Source organism: Demequina sp. TMPB413 (genome assembly GCF_020447105.2).
Taxonomy (GTDB): domain Bacteria; phylum Actinomycetota; class Actinomycetes; order Actinomycetales; family Demequinaceae; genus Demequina.
On sequence record NZ_CP096184.1, the window covers coordinates 1385478 to 1402738 of the forward strand.

The 17261-nt window shown below is 65.9% G+C and carries 19 protein-coding genes; 7 read left to right on the top strand and 12 right to left on the bottom strand.

Translation table 11 applies throughout. The annotated features are described in order from the left end of the window. The first annotated feature begins 287 nt into the window (after positions 1-287). The 5 genes from LGT36_RS06700 (at position 288) to LGT36_RS06720 (ending at position 3374) form a co-directional block, all read left to right on the top strand. Positions 288-1091: a thymidylate synthase gene (locus LGT36_RS06700; protein WP_226094636.1), complete on the top strand. Its 804-nt coding sequence runs from the start codon at positions 288-290 to the stop codon at positions 1089-1091. 6 nt (positions 1092-1097) lie between these two features. Next, complete coding sequence (locus LGT36_RS06705; protein WP_226094635.1) at positions 1098-1616, top strand: dihydrofolate reductase; 519 nt, start codon at positions 1098-1100, stop codon at positions 1614-1616. Between the two features lie 77 nt (positions 1617-1693). Then, positions 1694-2332, top strand: a complete 639-nt coding sequence (locus LGT36_RS06710; RefSeq protein ID WP_226264680.1) for a GNAT family N-acetyltransferase — start codon at positions 1694-1696, stop codon at positions 2330-2332. Next, on the top strand, positions 2320-3054 hold the full coding sequence (locus LGT36_RS06715; protein WP_226094868.1) for an AzlC family ABC transporter permease: 735 nt from the start codon (positions 2320-2322) through the stop codon (positions 3052-3054). The genes LGT36_RS06710 and LGT36_RS06715 overlap by 13 nt, the downstream gene beginning before the upstream one ends. Then, complete coding sequence (locus tag LGT36_RS06720) at positions 3051-3374, top strand: AzlD domain-containing protein (RefSeq protein ID WP_226094866.1); 324 nt, start codon at positions 3051-3053, stop codon at positions 3372-3374. Before LGT36_RS06715 ends, LGT36_RS06720 begins: the two co-directional genes overlap by 4 nt. Before the next feature lie 32 nt (positions 3375-3406). Here LGT36_RS06720 and LGT36_RS06725 read toward each other — a convergent pair whose 3' ends face one another. Further along, the gene (locus LGT36_RS06725; RefSeq protein WP_226094864.1) at positions 3407-4159 is read right to left on the bottom strand and encodes a ZIP family metal transporter; all 753 of its coding nucleotides are present in this window, start codon (positions 4157-4159) and stop codon (positions 3407-3409) included. An 89-nt stretch (positions 4160-4248) separates the two neighbouring features. Here LGT36_RS06725 and LGT36_RS06730 point away from each other — a divergent pair, with 89 nt between their 5' ends. Further along, positions 4249-4770: a GNAT family N-acetyltransferase gene (locus LGT36_RS06730; protein WP_226094862.1), complete on the top strand. Its 522-nt coding sequence runs from the start codon at positions 4249-4251 to the stop codon at positions 4768-4770. A 22-nt stretch (positions 4771-4792) separates the two neighbouring features. Here the strand turns inward: LGT36_RS06730 and LGT36_RS06735 are convergent, their stop codons facing one another. The 10 genes from LGT36_RS06735 to LGT36_RS06780 form a co-directional block, all read right to left on the bottom strand. After that, complete coding sequence (locus tag LGT36_RS06735) at positions 4793-5272, bottom strand: hypothetical protein (protein WP_226094860.1); 480 nt, start codon at positions 5270-5272, stop codon at positions 4793-4795. Beyond that, positions 5272-6015: a 4-hydroxy-tetrahydrodipicolinate reductase gene (gene dapB / locus LGT36_RS06740; RefSeq protein WP_226264679.1), complete on the bottom strand. Its 744-nt coding sequence runs from the start codon at positions 6013-6015 to the stop codon at positions 5272-5274. The genes LGT36_RS06735 and dapB overlap by 1 nt, the downstream gene beginning before the upstream one ends. Positions 6016-6046: 31 nt before the next feature. Continuing rightward, positions 6047-7366 (bottom strand): pitrilysin family protein, encoded by a 1320-nt coding sequence (locus tag LGT36_RS06745; protein ID WP_226095202.1) that lies wholly within the window; start codon positions 7364-7366, stop codon positions 6047-6049. Between the two features lie 216 nt (positions 7367-7582). Beyond that, the gene (locus tag LGT36_RS06750; protein ID WP_226095201.1) at positions 7583-9802 is read right to left on the bottom strand and encodes a polyribonucleotide nucleotidyltransferase; all 2220 of its coding nucleotides are present in this window, start codon (positions 9800-9802) and stop codon (positions 7583-7585) included. Positions 9803-10666: 864 nt separating this feature from the next. Next, positions 10667-10936 carry a 30S ribosomal protein S15 gene (rpsO, locus tag LGT36_RS06755; protein ID WP_226095200.1) on the bottom strand — a complete coding sequence of 90 codons (270 nt, stop codon included), beginning with the start codon at positions 10934-10936 and terminating at the stop codon, positions 10667-10669. A gap of 243 nt (positions 10937-11179) precedes the next feature. Beyond that, a complete protein-coding gene (locus tag LGT36_RS06760) occupies positions 11180-12085 on the bottom strand; it encodes an amino acid ABC transporter permease (RefSeq protein WP_226095199.1) in 906 nt (301 codons plus the stop codon). Then, complete coding sequence (locus tag LGT36_RS06765; protein ID WP_248642188.1) at positions 12082-12771, bottom strand: amino acid ABC transporter permease; 690 nt, start codon at positions 12769-12771, stop codon at positions 12082-12084. Before LGT36_RS06765 ends, LGT36_RS06760 begins: the two co-directional genes overlap by 4 nt. Positions 12772-12862: 91 nt before the next feature. Then, positions 12863-13744: a glutamate ABC transporter substrate-binding protein gene (locus LGT36_RS06770; protein WP_226095446.1), complete on the bottom strand. Its 882-nt coding sequence runs from the start codon at positions 13742-13744 to the stop codon at positions 12863-12865. Positions 13745-13790: 46 nt separating this feature from the next. After that, complete coding sequence (locus LGT36_RS06775; RefSeq protein ID WP_370634262.1) at positions 13791-14558, bottom strand: amino acid ABC transporter ATP-binding protein; 768 nt, start codon at positions 14556-14558, stop codon at positions 13791-13793. Positions 14559-14598: 40 nt separating this feature from the next. Beyond that, complete coding sequence (locus tag LGT36_RS06780; RefSeq protein WP_226095445.1) at positions 14599-15576, bottom strand: bifunctional riboflavin kinase/FAD synthetase; 978 nt, start codon at positions 15574-15576, stop codon at positions 14599-14601. 158 nt (positions 15577-15734) lie between these two features. On the opposite strand from LGT36_RS06780, the gene LGT36_RS06785 reads away from it, so the two are divergent. Then, positions 15735-16304: a hypothetical protein gene (locus LGT36_RS06785; protein WP_226095444.1), complete on the top strand. Its 570-nt coding sequence runs from the start codon at positions 15735-15737 to the stop codon at positions 16302-16304. A 1-nt stretch (position 16305) separates the two neighbouring features. Here the strand turns inward: LGT36_RS06785 and truB are convergent, their stop codons facing one another. Further along, entirely contained in the window at positions 16306-17259 is a 954-nt protein-coding gene (gene truB, locus LGT36_RS06790) for a tRNA pseudouridine(55) synthase TruB (protein WP_226095443.1), read from the bottom strand. Between the last annotated feature and the right edge of the window lie 2 nt (positions 17260-17261).

Genomic DNA, 17261 nt, shown 5'->3' on the forward strand with positions numbered 1-17261 from the left:
AGGTAGGGCGGTCGGGCCCGCGCCGACCGACGCAGCAGTGCGCGCCTGTTCCGGCCCCGCCCGCCGACGCAGCAGTTCGCGCCAGTCCCACCCCACGCTCTGCCGACACTTCGAACCAGACCGCAGCGCGACACGCCGACGCGACCCTCCCCCAAGCGCCTCCCGCGGCGCGTCGTCCGGGAAGACGGTTCGTACTGTCCGCGCGGGTAGGGCGGTCGGGCCCGACGCCACCATTCCCACGCGAGCCGCACCCCGCGTCGGCGCCGCCGCGTCGTAGGCTGAGCCTTGTGACCGCGATCCCCACTCCGTACGAGGACCTGTTGCGCGACGTTCTCGAGAACGGCGCCGTGAAGAGCGACAGGACCGGCACCGGCACGCTGTCGGTGTTTGGACGCCAGTTGCGCTACGACCTCAGCGCGGGCTTTCCCCTCATCACCACCAAGCGGGTGCACGTGCGGTCGATCGTTGGCGAACTGTTGTGGTTCTTGCGCGGCGACACGAATGTGCGCTGGCTTCAGGATCGCGGGATCACCATTTGGGATGAATGGGCGGACGCCGACGGCGAGTTGGGTCCCGTCTACGGCTACCAGTGGCGCTCGTGGCCCGCTCCAGACGGCCGCCACATCGATCAGATCGCGAACGTGGTCGAGTCCATCAAGAGTCACCCCGATTCGCGCCGCCACATCGTGAGCGCCTGGAATCCCGCGCTGATCGACGAGATGGCGCTGCCGCCTTGTCACGCACTGTTCCAGTTCTACGTGGCGGACGGAAAGCTCAGCTGCCAGCTCTACCAGCGCAGCGCTGACCTGTTCCTTGGGGTGCCGTTCAACATCGCCTCCTACGCCCTGCTCACTCACATGATCGCGGCGCAGACTGGCCTCGCCGTCGGAGAGTTCGTGTGGACGGGCGGAGACTGTCACATCTACGCCAACCACATCGAGCAAGCGCGACTCCAACTCAGCAGGGACCCGTACCCCTACCCCGCTCTGCAGTTGGCGCAGCGGCCGACGCTGATGGACTACGACATCGACGACGTGGAGATCCTTGGCTACCAGCACCACCCGGGCATCAAGGCGCCCATTGCGGTCTAGGCGCCCATGATCAAGGCCATTTGGGCCCAGGCACGCGACGCCGCAGGCCGCCCCGTCATCGGCCTGGACGGTGGCATGCCGTGGCATCTCCCCGAGGACCTCGCCCACTTTCAGACGTCCACCACCGGCCACGCCGTCATCATGGGCCGACGCACATGGGAGTCCCTCCCGCCCCGGTTCCGGCCGCTGACTGGCAGGGAGAACATCGTGGTGTCGCGCTCACTTGGCTCGCTGGACGGCGCCACCATTGCCTCCTCCCTTGCCGACGCCATTGACGCTGCCGCTCGCATCTCGCCTGGGACAGACGCCTGGATCATTGGCGGCGCCGGGTTGTTTGAGGACGCGGCGGCCATCCTCGACGAGGTGGTGGTCACCGAAATCGACCTCGTGACGGACGGCGACACCTTCGCCCCTGAGCTCTCCGACGAGAACTGGCGCGCGACGTCGGCTTCCACACCCCTGGCATCTCGCACTGGCCTCGGCTACCGCATCGTGACATACCGTCGTCGCCAGGACGCGACGTAGTCAGGCCCACCGCAAGCACAAGCACGAGGTGCCACGGCGGCGAGAGCGGAACCACTGCTCCGTGCCAGAATCGGCGCATGCCTGAGACTGCGTGGCACGTGCCCCACCGCATCGACACCGAACGGCTCACCTTGCGCCGCTACAGGGCCGACGATGCGGAACAGATGTCCCGCGTCGCGCTCGCGAGCAAGCAACACCTCGCCACGTTCATGCCGTGGGCACGCGCGGAGCCCCTGCCGCCAGCCGACCGCGCGGAACTGCTCGAGAAGTTCATGAGCGACTTCGACGAGGGTCGCGACTTCGCCATGGGCATCTTTGCCCGCAACACCGGCGAATACATGGGCGGGGCCGGTTTTCACACCCGCCTGGGGCCTGGAGCGCTCGAGATCGGGTACTGGGTCGCCGTCGATCATGAAGGCAAGGGATACATCACCGAAGCGGTCCTCGCCCTGACGCACGTGGCGCTCACCCTCATGTCGGCCGAGCGGGTCGAAATCCATCACGTCCCCGAGAACGTGAAGTCGCGCGCGGTGCCGCAGCGCTGCGGCTACTCGTATGACGGCCGCGAACTCACGCTCATGCCCGGTGTCGAAGGCGTCGAGCCCACGGATATCTGGTCGGCGACTGCTGAGAACCTCACGCGGGAGCCGTTGGCGTCTGTGCAGCGCCCGCTCGCCTTTGATGCCGAGGACAACCTCATCGCATGGCCCGCCTGACACGCGGTCTGCCGGGGAGGTGGAGCGACCGAGTCGGTCCGGTCCGCCAGCAGGCCCTGTCGGTCTCTCTCGCGACCGGCGCCTATGGCCTCAGCCTCGGGGCCCTTGCAGTGGCCGCGGGATTGGACTTCTGGCAGACGATGGTGCTGTCGGTGCTCGTCTTCTCGGGAGGTTCGCAGTTCGCTTTCGTCGGCGTCATCGGTGCAGGCGGAACACCGTTGGCCGCTGTCGGAACGTCGGCGCTCTTGGGCGTGCGCAACGGCTTCTATGGCGTCGCGCTTGCCCCGATCTTGCGCCCGATGCGCGGCTGGCGCTTCGCCTGGGCTGCCCAGGTCACGATCGATGAGTCGACAGCGGTCGCCTTGGCGCAACCCGAAACGGACGACGCTCGCCGGCGTGTTGGCTTCTGGTGGGCTGGCGTCGGCGTCTTCGTTGCGTGGAACGTCCTCGTCGGCGTCGGCGCCATCGCTGGTGCGTACCTTGGAGAGCCGGAGGCCTGGGGGCTCGACGCTGCCGCAGCGGCCGCGTTCCTCGGCCTCGTGTGGCCGCGCCTCGCTGCGCGCAAAGCTCAAGCAGTGGCTGCGGCCGCCGCTGTGCTGGCCCTCGCTCTCACGCCTGTTCTGCCCGCAGGGCTGCCGATCCTCGCCGCCGCAATCATCGCCATCGCTGCGGGTTGGCGGGATCCGACGGAAAGGCCTGTGCCGACGGAGGTACAGCCATGAGCCCCTCCGCATGGCTGTGGGTAGCGATTATCGCCGCCGGACTGGTGTCGTGGCTCACGAAGGCCGCCGGCCACCTGGTTCCTGAGCGATGGCTCGACCATCCACGCGTGCTGCGCATCGCCAGCTATCTCACCGTGGCGCTACTCTTCGCACTCTTCGCAGTGCAAGCCTTCACCACCGGCCAGTCCCTCGCGCTCGACGCGCGCGCGGTCGCCGTGGCAGTCGCTGCAGTCCTCTTGTGGCGGCGCGCGCCCTTCATCGTGGTGGTGATCGCGGCCGCTGGCGTCGCTGCGGGACTCAGAGCGCTCGGCTGGGGCTGAGGCCAAGCTCTAGCTGAGGCTGAGGCCAAGCTCTAAAGGAGTTCAAACACTGTGAAGGCGGTGAGGAAGCCCGTCGACGCGATGAGGCCTGTCGCCCAATGGTCGACATTGACGGCTTCAGGAATCATCGAGTTCACCACCATGGCCATGAGCGCTCCAGCCGCGAAGGCGAGCGTGACGGCGCGCACTTCGCCGGAGGCTCCCGCCATGAGCGCCGCGCCTAGCACCGCGGCGATGACGGCAATACAAACGATCCCGGCCCACAAACCAAAGACCATCCTGGGCGGCCTGCCAGCCTTCTTGAGAGGCACGGTGCCCGCGAGTCCCTCGGCGACGTTGCTCAAGCCAATAGAGAGCACAGCGGCGGCAGGGAAGCCTCCGATGGCGGCGGAGATGCCGATCACGAGCGCCTCCGGCACCCCGTCGAGTACAGCGCCGACCGCGTACGCCACCCCTCCAGAGGAGCCCCCTCGCTTCGCGGTCGCGTTGCGCTCCTCAGGGCGGTGTTGCTCTCGCTTGGCCGCGAGGCGCTTCACCCAGGCATCGGCGCCCACATAGACCAGCGCGCCCGCCGCAAAACCTGCGACAACCGGCCAAATCCCGCCCACCTCATTCGACTGATGCACCAACTCGTAGGCGAGCGTCGCAATCAGGGCACCGGCACCAAAAGCCATCACTCCCGCCACGACGGGCGGCCTTAACTCCCAACGCCATCCTGCCGCTGCTCCGACAAGAAGAGTCCCCACGCCCAAGAATGCTGCCAGTGCGGCGATCGCGATCGTCATCACTCCACGTTAACCGGCAACCGATGAACTTGCGCCACCTCGACCCAGGTCCTGTCCAAGCGACCGCTTCACGGCGTAGTGTCGGGGATATGAGCGAGTCCGCCACGCCAGATGTTTCCGTCCGTCCCGCGCGCCTAGGCGACGAGCAAGAGATCGGCCGCATCCAGGTCGACGCTTGGGTGGCGTCCCTAGGGGAACGCCTTGGTAGGCGCAGGCACGAGGCCTTCGACCAAGCGGCGATTACTCAAGGGTGGGCAGAGGCGATCTCCCAACCGCCCACTCCAGGGCATCGAGTCTTTGTCGCGACGTGCGACGGGGACATCGTGGGCTTCACCGCGGTGGCCCCTCCGAACAGCATCGTTGCCCTTGAGGTCGACCCTGCGCGGCGCCGACGCGGCCATGGCTCGCGCTTGCTGGCCGCGGCCGCGGATCACTTGCGCAACAACGGGGGCAGCGAGATGAAGATCTGGGCGCTCGACCGTGACGTGGTGCGCGCCAACTTCCTCGCCGACGCAGGTTTCGGCGAGGCTGGCATGCGCCGTGAGCTCGACGGACCGGGGCTCACTATCCCAGAGAAGCTCTGGCATGCCTCTCTCGTCGACGCCTCCTGAAAGACCCTGCTGGGCGATGGGGCTAGAGCGCGCGCTGGTCTGACCGCTTTGCCCTGCGGTACAGGTCTCCTGCATGGCGCAGCGACTTGCGGGCCATGCCGCGATCCCCGCTGGCCTCGTAGGCGTAAGCGACGTGGAACCACGCAGCCCAATCGTCGGGGTGGTCATCCACATTCCTGCGCGCCACCTCGAAGACAGCGACTTGAGCCGCCTCCGTGAGTTTGCCGCGCGCATCGGTCTCGCCGTCGTGGATCGGTAACCGGTCTTGGCGCTCCAACTCATCGGCCATGCGCTGTACCACGGTGCCGGTGCGCCACTCGTGGATGAGCCACCACACGCCAATCGCAGGAAGCACCAGCATCGCCACGCCAAGGACCTGCGCCACCGCGTCGTCTTGGCGAATGAACATGAAAGCCCTGCCAGCGACCAACGCGAAGTACAGTGCGACGATCGCGCAGGTGGTCGCCGCGGCCAGGAAGGCCGGGCGTCGCAACAGCCCCACTACAGGTCCATGTAGTTGTCGAGCCCGACGGTCAGGCCAGGGTGGCGGTCGACATTGCGGATGGCGAGCACCACTCCTGGCATGAAGCTGGAACGGTCGAAGCTGTCGTGGCGGATGGTGAACTGCTCTCCAGGATTGCCCATGAGGATTTCCTCATGCGCGACCAGTCCGCGCAGGCGCACCGCGTGCACGCGCACGCCCTCAACGAGCGCTCCCCTGGCGCCGTGCGGATCCTGCGTCGTGGCGTCTGGCGACGGGGGCACACCTGCCTCTGCACGCGCGGCGGCGATTCCGGCCGCCGTGTGCGTCGCGGTACCGGACGGCGCGTCGGCCTTGTCGGGGTGGTGGAGTTCCACAATCTCGACCGACTCGAAGTACTTGGCGGCCGCGGCGCTCAGGCGCATCGCCAAGACCGCGCCCAGAGCGAAGTTCGGGGCGACGAGCACCCCTAACTCCGGGCGCTCCTTGAGGTGTTCACTCACGCGGTCGAGCGCGTCCGCGGTCCAGCCGCTGGTACCCACGACGGCGTGGAGTCCCAACTCGATGAGCGCGTGCACATTCGCTTCTGAGGCCTCCGGGACCGTGAAGTCGACGGCGACCTCCGCGTGGGCACGGGCTGCCTCCGCGAGGTCGTCGCCCGCGTCGAGTTGCGCGACGAGAGCGAGGTCCTCTGCCTCCTCGACGGCGGCCGCGACGGCCTTGCCCATGCGTCCAGATGCACCAATGACTGCGACGTTGATCATGTATCGAGACTACCCGGGACCGAGCCGTGCGCTACGACGCTGGGCCAACCCTGACCTCGCCGCGCGGGCGTGACGCAAGCTCTGCTGCGAGCCTGGAAACGTCGTCGGCCGTGACCGCCCGCACCTGCTCCAACGATTCGCCGATGCTCCACAACTCGCCGAAGGCCAACTCGGCCTTGCCAAGGCGCGACATGCGCGAATACGAGTCCTCGAGACGCAACACCGTGGCGCCGGCGATCTGGCCCTGCGCCCGCTCCAACTCGCCGGGAGTGATCCCCTCCGCCATGCGTTCCAACTCGTGGATCAGCAGGCCAGCCACCTCGTCGGCTTTGGCTGGACTGCAGGCCGCGTACATCCCAAAGAGCCCCGTCTCCGCGTGCGGCTGGCCGAAGGAGTAGACGGTGTACGCGAGGCCGCGCTTCTCGCGGATCTCTTGAAAGAGCCTCGAAGACATCCCGGAACCGAGAATCGTGCTCATGACGGCCAGGACATTGCGGCGTTCGTCTGCGACAGCGAGCCCGCGGTTGCCCAGCACAATGTGCGCCTGCTCAATGTCGCGAACGATCGTGAGGCGGGGCGTCAGAGTCGCCTCGACGGGCGCGGAGGCATCGCGCTTGCCCAATGGGACGACGTCCCCCGTCGTGTCCCAGCCGCCGCGATCGAGAGCCTCCAGTACCCATTCGCACAAAGCGTCGTGGTCGACGCCGCCTGCCGCCGTGACGATGAGCCCCTCCGGCCGGTAGTGCTCGCGGTAGTGCTCCAACACCGCTTCGCGATCCACCGCCCTGATGATGTCGGGCGTGCCGCCGATAGGGCGTCCGAGCGGGTGCCGCCCGAGGACGGCCTCTGCGAAGCGGTCGTGCGCGACGTCGGCAGGGTCGTCGTCAGCCATGGCGAGTTCCTCGAGGATGACGCCGCGCTCAAGGTCAAAATCTGCCTGCGTGAGCTTCGCGCCCGTGACCATGTCGAGGATGACCTCGACGGCCATGGGCAGGTCAACGTCGATGATCCGCGCGTAGTAGCAGGTGTACTCCTTGGCGGTCATGGCGTTCGACTCGCCGCCCACGCGGTCGAAGGCCTCGGCGATGTCGAGGGCGCCGCGCGTAGGTGTGCCCTTGAAGAGCAAGTGCTCTAGGAAGTGGGTCGATCCGGCGTGCTCTGGCGTCTCGTCGCGCGATCCCCTGCCGATCCACGCGCCAAAGGTCGCGGACCTCAGGCCGGGGATGTGCTCGGTGAAGACGCGGACACCACCGGGAAGGATGGATCGGCGAATGACAGCGCCGTGGTCTTGTTCGAAGGTAAGGCTCGATCCGGCAGCGGAAGCGGGAACGAGCGGAAGGTCGTGAGGCATGTGAGCGAGCCTAACCCGCGCCACGGGAGGCCGAGCACGCCACCCGCTCGCCCTCCGTACATATGGTTGTGGCGAGCGTTTCGGCTCGCCGAACGCCCGCCACAACCATATCGGCGCCGCCACGTGGGGCGGACGCAGCAAGGGCGGCCCTGGTTTCCCAAGACCGCCCTTGCTGGCGTTCAGTCTGTGACGCGTCGTTGCCGACGCTGGTGACTGCTACTCGTCGTCGCCCGACTCGTCGTTGTCTGACGAGGCGTTGGCGTCTTCGACGACCTCGAGCGACAGCTTGCCGCGGGGGTCGATCTCGCCGATCTGGACCTGGACCTTCTGGCCAACCGACAGGACGTCCTCAACGTTCTCCACACGCTTGCCACCCACGAGCTTGCGGATCTGCGAGATGTGCAGCAGTCCGTCCTTGCCTGGGCTGAGGGACACGAAGGCACCGAAGGCGACCGTCTTGACGACGGTGCCGACAAAGCGCTCGCCCACCTCTGGCATGTGGGGGTTGGCGATCGCGTTGATCGCCGCGCGCGCGGCCTCTGCCGAAGGACCGTCGACGGCGCCGATGAACACGGTGCCGTCGTCCTCGATCGAGATGTCCGCACCGGTGTCGTCTTGGATCTGGTTGATCATCTTGCCCTTCGGGCCAATGACCTCACCGATCTTGTCGACGGGCACGCGCACCGTGATGATGCGTGGGGCGAACTCGCTCATCTCATCGGGCTCCGAGATGGCCTGAGCCATCACGTCGAGGATGTGCAGGCGAGCAGCCTTGGCCTGGTCGAGAGCGCCAGCAAGCACGGAGGCAGGGATGCCGTCGAGCTTGGTGTCCAGCTGGATTGCGGTGACGAACTCCGACGTACCGGCGACCTTGAAGTCCATGTCGCCGAAGGCGTCTTCCGCACCGAGGATGTCGGTGAGCGCCGCGTAGCGGGTCTCTCCGTCAACGGTGTCGGACACGAGACCCATGGCAATACCCGCAACGGGTGCGCGCAGCGGCACACCAGCGTTGAGCATCGACAGGGTCGAGGCACACACGGAACCCATAGACGTCGAGCCGTTAGATCCGAGCGCCTCAGACACCTGGCGGATGGCGTAGGGGAAGTCCTCGCGGCTCGGGAGCACGGGCACCAGGGCACGCTCGGCGAGCGCACCGTGACCGATCTCGCGACGCTTGGGGGAACCCACACGACCCGTCTCGCCCGTCGAGAACGGCGGGAAGTTGTAGTGGTGCATGTAGCGCTTCTTCTTCTCCGGGTTAAAGGAGTCGATCTGCTGCTCCATCTTGAGCATGTTGAGCGTGGTGACACCCAGGATCTGGGTCTCGCCGCGCTCGAAGATGGCCGAGCCGTGCACGCGCGGGATCGAGGCGACCTCGGCGGACAGCGGACGGATGTCTTCCAGCCCACGACCGTCAATGCGGACGCCATCCCTCAGGATGCGCTGACGGACCTGCTTCTTGGTGATCGAGCGGATCGCAGCAGAGATCTCGGCCTCGCGGCCAGGAAGCTGCTCCACCAGACGACCGTGAGTGGCCGCCTTGATCTCATCGAGTCGGTTCTCGCGGTCTTGCTTGTCCGCAATACGCAGCGCCTCGACGATGTCGGCCTCGGCGGCGTCGGCAACAGCCGCAAGCGCGTCGTCCTGGTAGTCGAGGAAGCGGGGGAACTCCTTGGGCTCCTTGGCGGACTTGCCAGCGAGTTCGATCTGCGCCTCGCACAGCGCGCGCAGGAACGGCTTGGCGGCCTCAAGACCCTCGGCAACCACTGCCTCGGTGGGCGCCTGGGCACCCTCTGAGATGAGGTTGAAGGAGTCGTCGGTGGCCTCAGCCTCGACCATCATGATGGCGACGTCGTCACCAGCGATGCGTCCGGCAACGACCATGTCGAAGACGGCGCGCTCCTTCTGCGAGTACTTGGGGAAGGCGATCCACTGGCCGTCTACGAGCGCGATACGCACGCCTGCGATCGGGCCGGTGAAGGGCAGTCCCGACAGTTGAGTCGACGCGGAGGCCGCGTTGATCGCCAGCGTGTCGTACGAGTCTTCAGGGTTGATCGCGAGGACGGTGATGACCACCTGAACCTCGTTGCGCAGGCCCGACACAAAGGTGGGGCGCAGCGGACGATCGATCAGGCGGCACGTCAGGATCGCGTCGGTCGAGGGGCGACCCTCGCGACGGAAGAACGAACCGGGGATCTTGCCGGCCGCGTACGAACGCTCTTCCACGTCCACCGTGAGGGGGAAGAAGTCGAAGCCTTCGCGCGGGTGCTTGCCGGCCGTGGTGGCCGACAGCAGCATCGTGTCGTTGTCGAGGTAGGCGGCGACGGTGCCAGCAGCTTGCTGGGCCAGACGGCCGGTTTCGAAACGGACGGTGCGGGTGCCGTACTTGCCGTTGTCGATGACGGCTTCGGCAGATTGGATTTCGGGACCTTCCATTAAGGTCTCACGCTCCTTGTAATGAGGGAGCGAGCAGGCAGAACTGGGCTTTTCGGGAGCCCCGGCTGATCGTCAGTCGACATGCTCAGAACAGTTGAGGGGGGTTCTGAGAATCTCCACCGAGGACCAGCGTCCGGCCAACCCGCTCGGTATGCAGGTTGAACTCGCTCTTGCGAGTGCTTCCAGACTAGCAGAGGGCCTCTTAGCGCACCCCTGCTCCCCCCACAAATGGCTTGATATGTACCGCTCAGCGCCGGTTTCCACGGTTAGTGGCTCAATCCGTACCGCTCAGCACCGGTTTCCACGGTTAGTGGCTCAATCCGTACCGCTCAGCACCGACTTCAACCGCAAATGGCTCAATCCGTACCGCTCAGCACCGGCATCAACGACAAGTGGCCTAATCCGTACCGCCTAGCACCGGTTTCCACGGTTAGTGGCTCAATCCGTACCGTGCGAGCGAGCGGCTCGACACCGCAGCGGGGAGCTCCCATGCGCGGGACGGCCGGGTCACTTTCCAGACAGTGCGAACCGCACCCGCCTCCAACACTCCGCAGCACTCCGCGCGTCGGGCGTCCCCACCGGCGTGTCGAACGAAAGAACGGTTCGCACTGTCGGGAGGGGCGGGCAGCTGCGAGCTGCGTGCCCCGAACTCGTGGAGAACACTTCTGACCGCTCGAGGCTCCGACACGCGGACACGTGGACCTACCTCCAGCGTGTCGCCCGCGCCGACGGTCAGAACTGTTCGCGCCGGGCGGGTGCGACGCAACCCGGGATACGCCAACAAAGTGAAAGGCCCGGTCGCTCAGCCCCAAAGGGCGAGCTACCGGGCCTGAGCGCGGCTTGGCGCGTCGGTCCAGTGAAGGACTAGCGACGCAGGCCGAGGCGCTCAATCAACGAGCGGTAACGCTCGATGTCGACTTTCTGAAGGTAGCCAAGCAGGCGACGACGCTGGCCGACCAGCAGGAGCAGTCCACGACGCGAGTGGTGGTCGTGCTTGTGCTCCTTGAGGTGCTCGGTGAGGTCAAGGATGCGCTGCGTCAGCATCGCGATCTGAACCTCAGGCGAACCCGTGTCGCCCTCGGACGTGGCGTACTCGGTCATGATGGACTTCTTGGTAGCTGCATCGAGTGGCACAGGCTCTCCTTTTCACACATCGTTGCGCGGCGCACCCAGGCTTGTTCTCTGGAGCAGTGATATCCGCGGCCGTTCTACGGCGACGGTCAAGCATAGCGGAAGGAGCGGAGCAACGCGACGTGCCGCTTCGTCGCTCAGCGCCACATACGTGTCGCGGGCCCGCGCCGACGCTGGCAATGGCCGGGCGCGCAGCGTCGCGGCTCGATACCCGCCGTTGCCACGGGCCACTTACGTCGGCGTTCCCTAAGCGCGCGTGTTCGCTCCCGCCCCCGCCGCCATCACTCCCCCTGGCGGCGCCACCGGCACATCGCCAACCCCAGCCGACGTGCGCGTGCGGCTGAGACGGCCCTCCAGCCAGTGCGCGAGACGGCTCACCAGCATGTTGACGGCGATGTAGATGACGAACGCGACCGCCACGAACACGACGGTGGTCGGCTCCCCAAAGTAGTTGTAGTTGTTCTTGGTGACGGTGAGTAGTTCGGAGTACGCGATGATGAATCCAAGGGACGTGTCCTTGAGCAGCACCACGATCTGGCTCACGAGCGCAGGGAGCATGATGCGCACGGCTTGCGGCAACTGAATCCTGAGTAGCACCGACAGGGGTCGCAGCCCAAGGCTCAGTCCCGCCTCCCGCTGGCCACGTGGCAGCGCCGCGATGCCGGCGCGCAGGATTTCGGCCACGACCGCCGTGTTGTACACCACGAGTCCCAACACCACGGATACGAGCGGCGACAGCCCCAGCGCGAGCACACCGAAGTACATAGTGAGCAGCACGGGAATCCCGCGGAAGACGTGGGTGAACAGATACGCGAGCGCTCGCATGATCGCGTTGCCAGAAGCCCGCGCGATCACGAGGACCGTCGCGGTGAGGGCGACGATCGGCACGGCGATGACGACGGCCTTGAGTGTTCCCTCGAGAAGGCCTCGCACCAGCAACGCGTGCCACACATCCCCCGCGTTCTGACTTCCCTTTTGCGGGTCCCACAAGACCTGCCAGCGGTCGTCGAAGATGCCGCGTGTGTAGGCCGAGTAGACGAGCAGCGCGAGGAGCCCGACCATGACCACTGTGAAGACGGCCGTGAACACCTTGTCCCTCAGGATCGCCTTGGGCCCTGGGACGTCGTACAAGACTTGACGCGGCGCGCTCATCGGGCCACCGCCACTTTCTTCTCCAGTTGTTCGGCCGCTATCGACAGCGGCACCGTGATGACGAGGTAGGCCAGCCCGATGCCCATGAAGATTCCGAACACGTCACTGGGATTCGCGTTGGACAGACGGTTCGCGACGGCGACGAGCTCTGTCGCGGCGAAGCCTGCCGCAACGGAACTGTTCTTGATGTGCGCGACGAACACGTTGATGAGCGGCGGGATCACGGACCGGAACGCTTGAGGCAAGATCACTTGCGCAAGCGTCTGCCCGAACGTCAGTCCCAGACTGCGTCCGGCTTCGGCCTGGCCGACGCTGACAGAGTTGACGCCAGAGCGCACCACTTCGCACACAAAGGTAGCGGTGTAGAGGGTGAGCGCGACGATGGCGAAGATGATGCCGTTGTTGACGGTGACGCCAAAGTAGGTGTTTTTGGAAACGGGAATGACGATGCCCACGAGCGCAGACGTCGCGCCTCCAAGGAAGAGGAACATCAGCGTCAAGGGAGAGTTGCGCACGATATTGACGTAGGCGGCGCCAAAGGTGCGCAGTGGGCCGATGGGCGAGACCCTGAATCCCGCGAGCACGACGCCCCACACGAAGGCCAAGACGCCCGCGACCACGGAGATCAGCAGGGTCGCCGTGAAGCCCTGCCACAGCAGGTCGGCATTCTCGACGAGGGCACCCATCGTGTGCTCGCTCCGTTTCGGTGAGGTCGTACTGGGCGGAGGCGCCCCGGCCTTGGCCGGGGCGCCTCGCGCTCAGAGAGTGATCGGAATCCTAGTAGCGGTCAACGGTGGGAACGGCGGGGTCAGGAAGGACCGTTCCTGCGGTGTCCTGCCACGCGGTCAGCCAGCGGCCGTCCTCAAAGGCCTCCTCGAGCACATCGTTGATCCACATGCGGAACTCGGTGTCCTCCAGCGCGACGCCGATGCCATACGGCTCCTCCGTGAACGGCTCACCGACGACCTTGAACTCGCCGTTCGACTCGGCCACGTAGCCAGCGAGGATCACGTTGTCGGTCGTCACGACGTCCACTTCGCCGTTTCGCAGCGGCTCGAGGCAATCCGTGTAGGCGCCGTAGAGCACCAGGTTCGCCTCAGGGTAGTTCTCGGAGATGTTCGCGGCGGGCGTGGAGCCCTCGACTGAACAGACGTTCTTTCCAGCGAGGTCATCCGGCGACGTGATGTCATCAGTGGACGACAGCGTCATCAGCGCCTGACCGGCGTTGTAGTACGGTCCGGCAAACGAGACGATCTCTTTGCGCTTGTCGTTGATCGTGTAGGTAGCCACCACCATGTCGACCTGACCAGACTCGATGAAGGGCTCGCGGTTAGCCGAAACGGTCTCGACCCACTCGATGTCGCCTTCGTCGATGCCGAGTTCGCTGGCGATCATCTTGGCGATCTCGACGTCGAAGCCTTCCGGCGTGCCGCTCGGGGCTAGCAAGCCGAACAACGGCTGGTCGAACTTGGTGCCGACGGTGATGGTGCCAGCGTCGGCGAGCGCCGCCATGGTGGAGCCCTCTGGGAACTCTGCCATCGCGGCGTCGGTGGCGTCGGTCATGGCGTCGGTGGTGTCTGCGGGCTCGTCGCTGCCGCCACAGGCAGTCAGCGCGATTGCTGCGACGGCGCCGAGCGCCGCCCACTTCAGATTCTTCATTTCTTATCCTCTCGCCTGGCCAAGAATCTCTTGGCCCTGGGGTTGGCTAATGCGTCAAAATCTTGGACAGGAAGTCCTTTGCCCTGTCGGACTGGGGGTTGGTGAAGAACTCCTCCGGAGTCGCCTCTTCGACAATCACTCCCGCGTCCATGAAGACGACGCGGTCGGCTGCTCTGCGCGCGAATCCCATTTCGTGGGTGACCACGATCATCGTCATGCCTTCCGACGCCAGGTCGGTCATGACGTCAAGGACTTCGTTGATCATCTCGGGGTCGAGTGCCGACGTCGGCTCGTCGAACAGCATCACCTTTGGCTTCATCGCGAGCGCCCTCGCGATGGCGACGCGTTGCTGCTGCCCGCCCGAGAGTTGGGCCGGGTGTTTGTCCGCCTGGCTCTCGACACCCACGCGGGTCAACAGCTGCATGGCGAAATCCTTCGCTTCTGCCTTGGGCATCTTTCGTACCTTGAGCGGCCCGAGCATGACGTTTTCAAGCACCGTCATGTGAGCGAAAAGGTTGAAGGACTGGAAAACCATGCCGACGTCGGCGCGCAGGCGCGCGAGCGGCCTGCCCTCGGCCGGCAGATCGGTGCCATCAATCTGAATGGTGCCGTTGTCGATCGTCTCGAGCCGGTTGATTGCGCGGCACAGAGTCGACTTGCCGGAACCAGACGGACCGATCACCACCACGACCTCGCCGGATCCCACCGTCAGGTTGATGTCCTTGAGCACGTGAAGTTCGCCGAAGTGCTTATTGACCCCCGCAAGAACCACCAGTGGTTCGTAGTGCTGGCTGGTTCCCTGGCTGCTGTCCATCCTGGAAGAGTAGCCCGTGACTCAAGGCCGGTGCCTTGAGTTAACGCAGGTTTAACACGCCGCGACACCACACGACATCTTCTCTTAGCGCATCTATCAGGCCGTTCATAGATCCAAAGTCCAGCATCGGCCGACGCCATTCGATGAGGTCCAGAGCCACCTGGGCTCCATAGAGATCGAGGTCGTTCCGGTCGATCACGTGCGCCTCGATGCGCAGTCCGTCGCTGTCGACGGTGTAGTTGAAGCCAAGGCTGATCGCGGCGGGAAGCGGCGTCCCGACCCACTGCCTCGCAGCGTCGTTGTCCTTCGGGTCAGTGACGGTCAGGACACCCGCATAGACGCCGTGGCGTGGCACGTAGCCCGCGTACACGTCCAGATTGGCGGTCGGAAACCCGATCTGGCGCCCGCGCTTATCGCCGTGCACCACGGTGCCCCGCAAGCGGTGAGGGGCGCCGAGGATCTCGGCGGCGCCGCGCAGGTCGCCGTCCTCCAAGAGTTCGCGCACCCACGTGGAGGACCACCGGCGCGCACCCTCGGTGGAACCCGCTGCATCGCCCACGATGTCGACGGAGATACCCAGCCGCTCCCCCATGTCGCGCAACGTCTCCACGTCCCCCGCATTGCCTCGTCCGAAGCGGGTATCGCGGCCCACGACGATCGCGACGGCACCGAGACCTGCCACCAAGTAGTCGGCGACGAACTGCTCTGGCGTCGCCATCGCGAAATCAAGCGTGTAATGCTGGACCACGATCCCGTCGAGGCCAGCGGCGGCCATCCGCTCAATCCGGTCTTCGATCCCCGTGATGAGCTCGGGAGTGTGATCCGGGTCATGAACGGCCTTGGGATGAGGATCAAACGTCACGGCGACTGCCTTGGCATTCGCCCCGCGTGCTGCGGCGACCACCTCGGCCAACACAGCCTGATGTCCCAAGTGGACGCCATCAAAATTGCCCACGGTCACGACCGTCGGGCCAAGGTCGTGCGGTACATCGGCGAGTGAACGCCACACGGAGGTCATCCGGTCATTCTGCCGCACAGCAGGGGCTCTCCAACCCACGTGCCTACCACCGCCTGCTCCTTCCGCGTCCGTCCATCCACCTCAGACAGCGCCGGCGCTTTCGGTTACGGTGGTGAGAGAAACGAAGGGTCACCGCAGACTCGCAGGGGGAACCACCCATGGAAACGGTCTTCACCAGCTCGTCCGCCTCGCCAGACATCATGCTGATAGGCGGCCGCGAGCACGTGCTGTACCACGGGCTCTTCGAGCCCCTCAAGATCGTGGATCGACGTTTCTTGTGGGTCTACTCCGTCCTCGTGTGGATGGTCGCCCTGCTCACCGTGCTGTTCGTCTTGACACTCGACAAGGCCGGACCATGGGCCATCCTCTCAATCATCGGCACGGCGGCCGCAGCGATGGCCGTGGGCGGATGGGTCGACCGCCATTCGGGAGTGACGACGCCAGTAGCGATCAAGGAGAAGGACAGGAGCGATACGTGGTCCCGCCTGGTCGTCAACACGCGCCACCACGATCCGCTCACCGTCACTGCACACGTTGACATGGCCGACTTTCTCCAGGCCACCATGGCGGAAGGTCACACCGGCCGGTTCATGAATCGCCCGACGATTCCCGCCGAACTGAGGCATGCTGGCATACAACGACACGTGTGGATCGTCGCCGCTGGTATGGCGATCGGAGGGCCTGCCTACGCGGTGCTGCTGTTCGCGGCCATCGCGGCACTGGTCTAGATCAGGACGCCCCACCACTCGGCCGGAACACCATCACCGGCTTGGCAGCTCCGCGCACTCGCCGCACGATCGCGATGACGCTGCCGTCTGGCGCGACGGCCACGGCGTCGTGCGCGAAGTCGTCGTCGTGCGCGGGCTTGGTCAGTTCGCCCTTGCGTTCTTTGAGCGGTCGGCCGTACCCCACATTGATCGCCTCTTCCGCGCTCAACTCGATGGCAGGCAAGGCCGCCTTGGCCGCGTCGTCAAGAGGGATGAGCGGGAGCGGGCGGCCCGCGTCGGCCAGTTCACCCAGCGCATCGACCGTCAGCGCGGAGGCCACGGCAAAACGGCCGACGCTGGTACGGCGCAGCGCGGTCAGGTGCCCCCCGACGCCCAGCGCGGCGCCAACGTCGCGGGCGAGCGCGCGGATGTAGGTTCCAGACGACACGTCGATCGCGGCGTCGACGTCGACAAACCCGTCCGCCCGTCGCACGTCGAGCACCTCGAATCGCGAGACCGTCACCGGCCGGGCGGCCAGCGCCACGTCTTCGCCAGCGCGCACGCGAGCATAGGAACGTTCCCCGTTCACCTTGATCGCGCTCACCGAACTGGGGACTTGGGAAATGTCGCCCGTGAACTCGGCGACCGCCGCCGCAATGGCGTCGGCCGTCACGTGGGAAGCGTCTGTCGTCGCCGTGACCTCGCCCTCGGCGTCGTCCGTGATGGTGGACTGACCGAGGCGAATGGTCGCCGCATACGACTTGTCGTGGCCGGTGACGTAGGTGAGCAGGCGCGTCGCGCGGCCGACGCCCAACACGAGCAGGCCGGTCGCCATCGGATCAAGCGTGCCTGCGTGCCCTACCTTGCGGGTGCCGAGTAGGCGACGAGCGCGCGCGACCACATCATGAGAGGTCCACCCTGCGGGCTTGTCGACCAGCAGCAGGCCCGGCGTGGGCTCGTCGACTCGACGGGCCACTT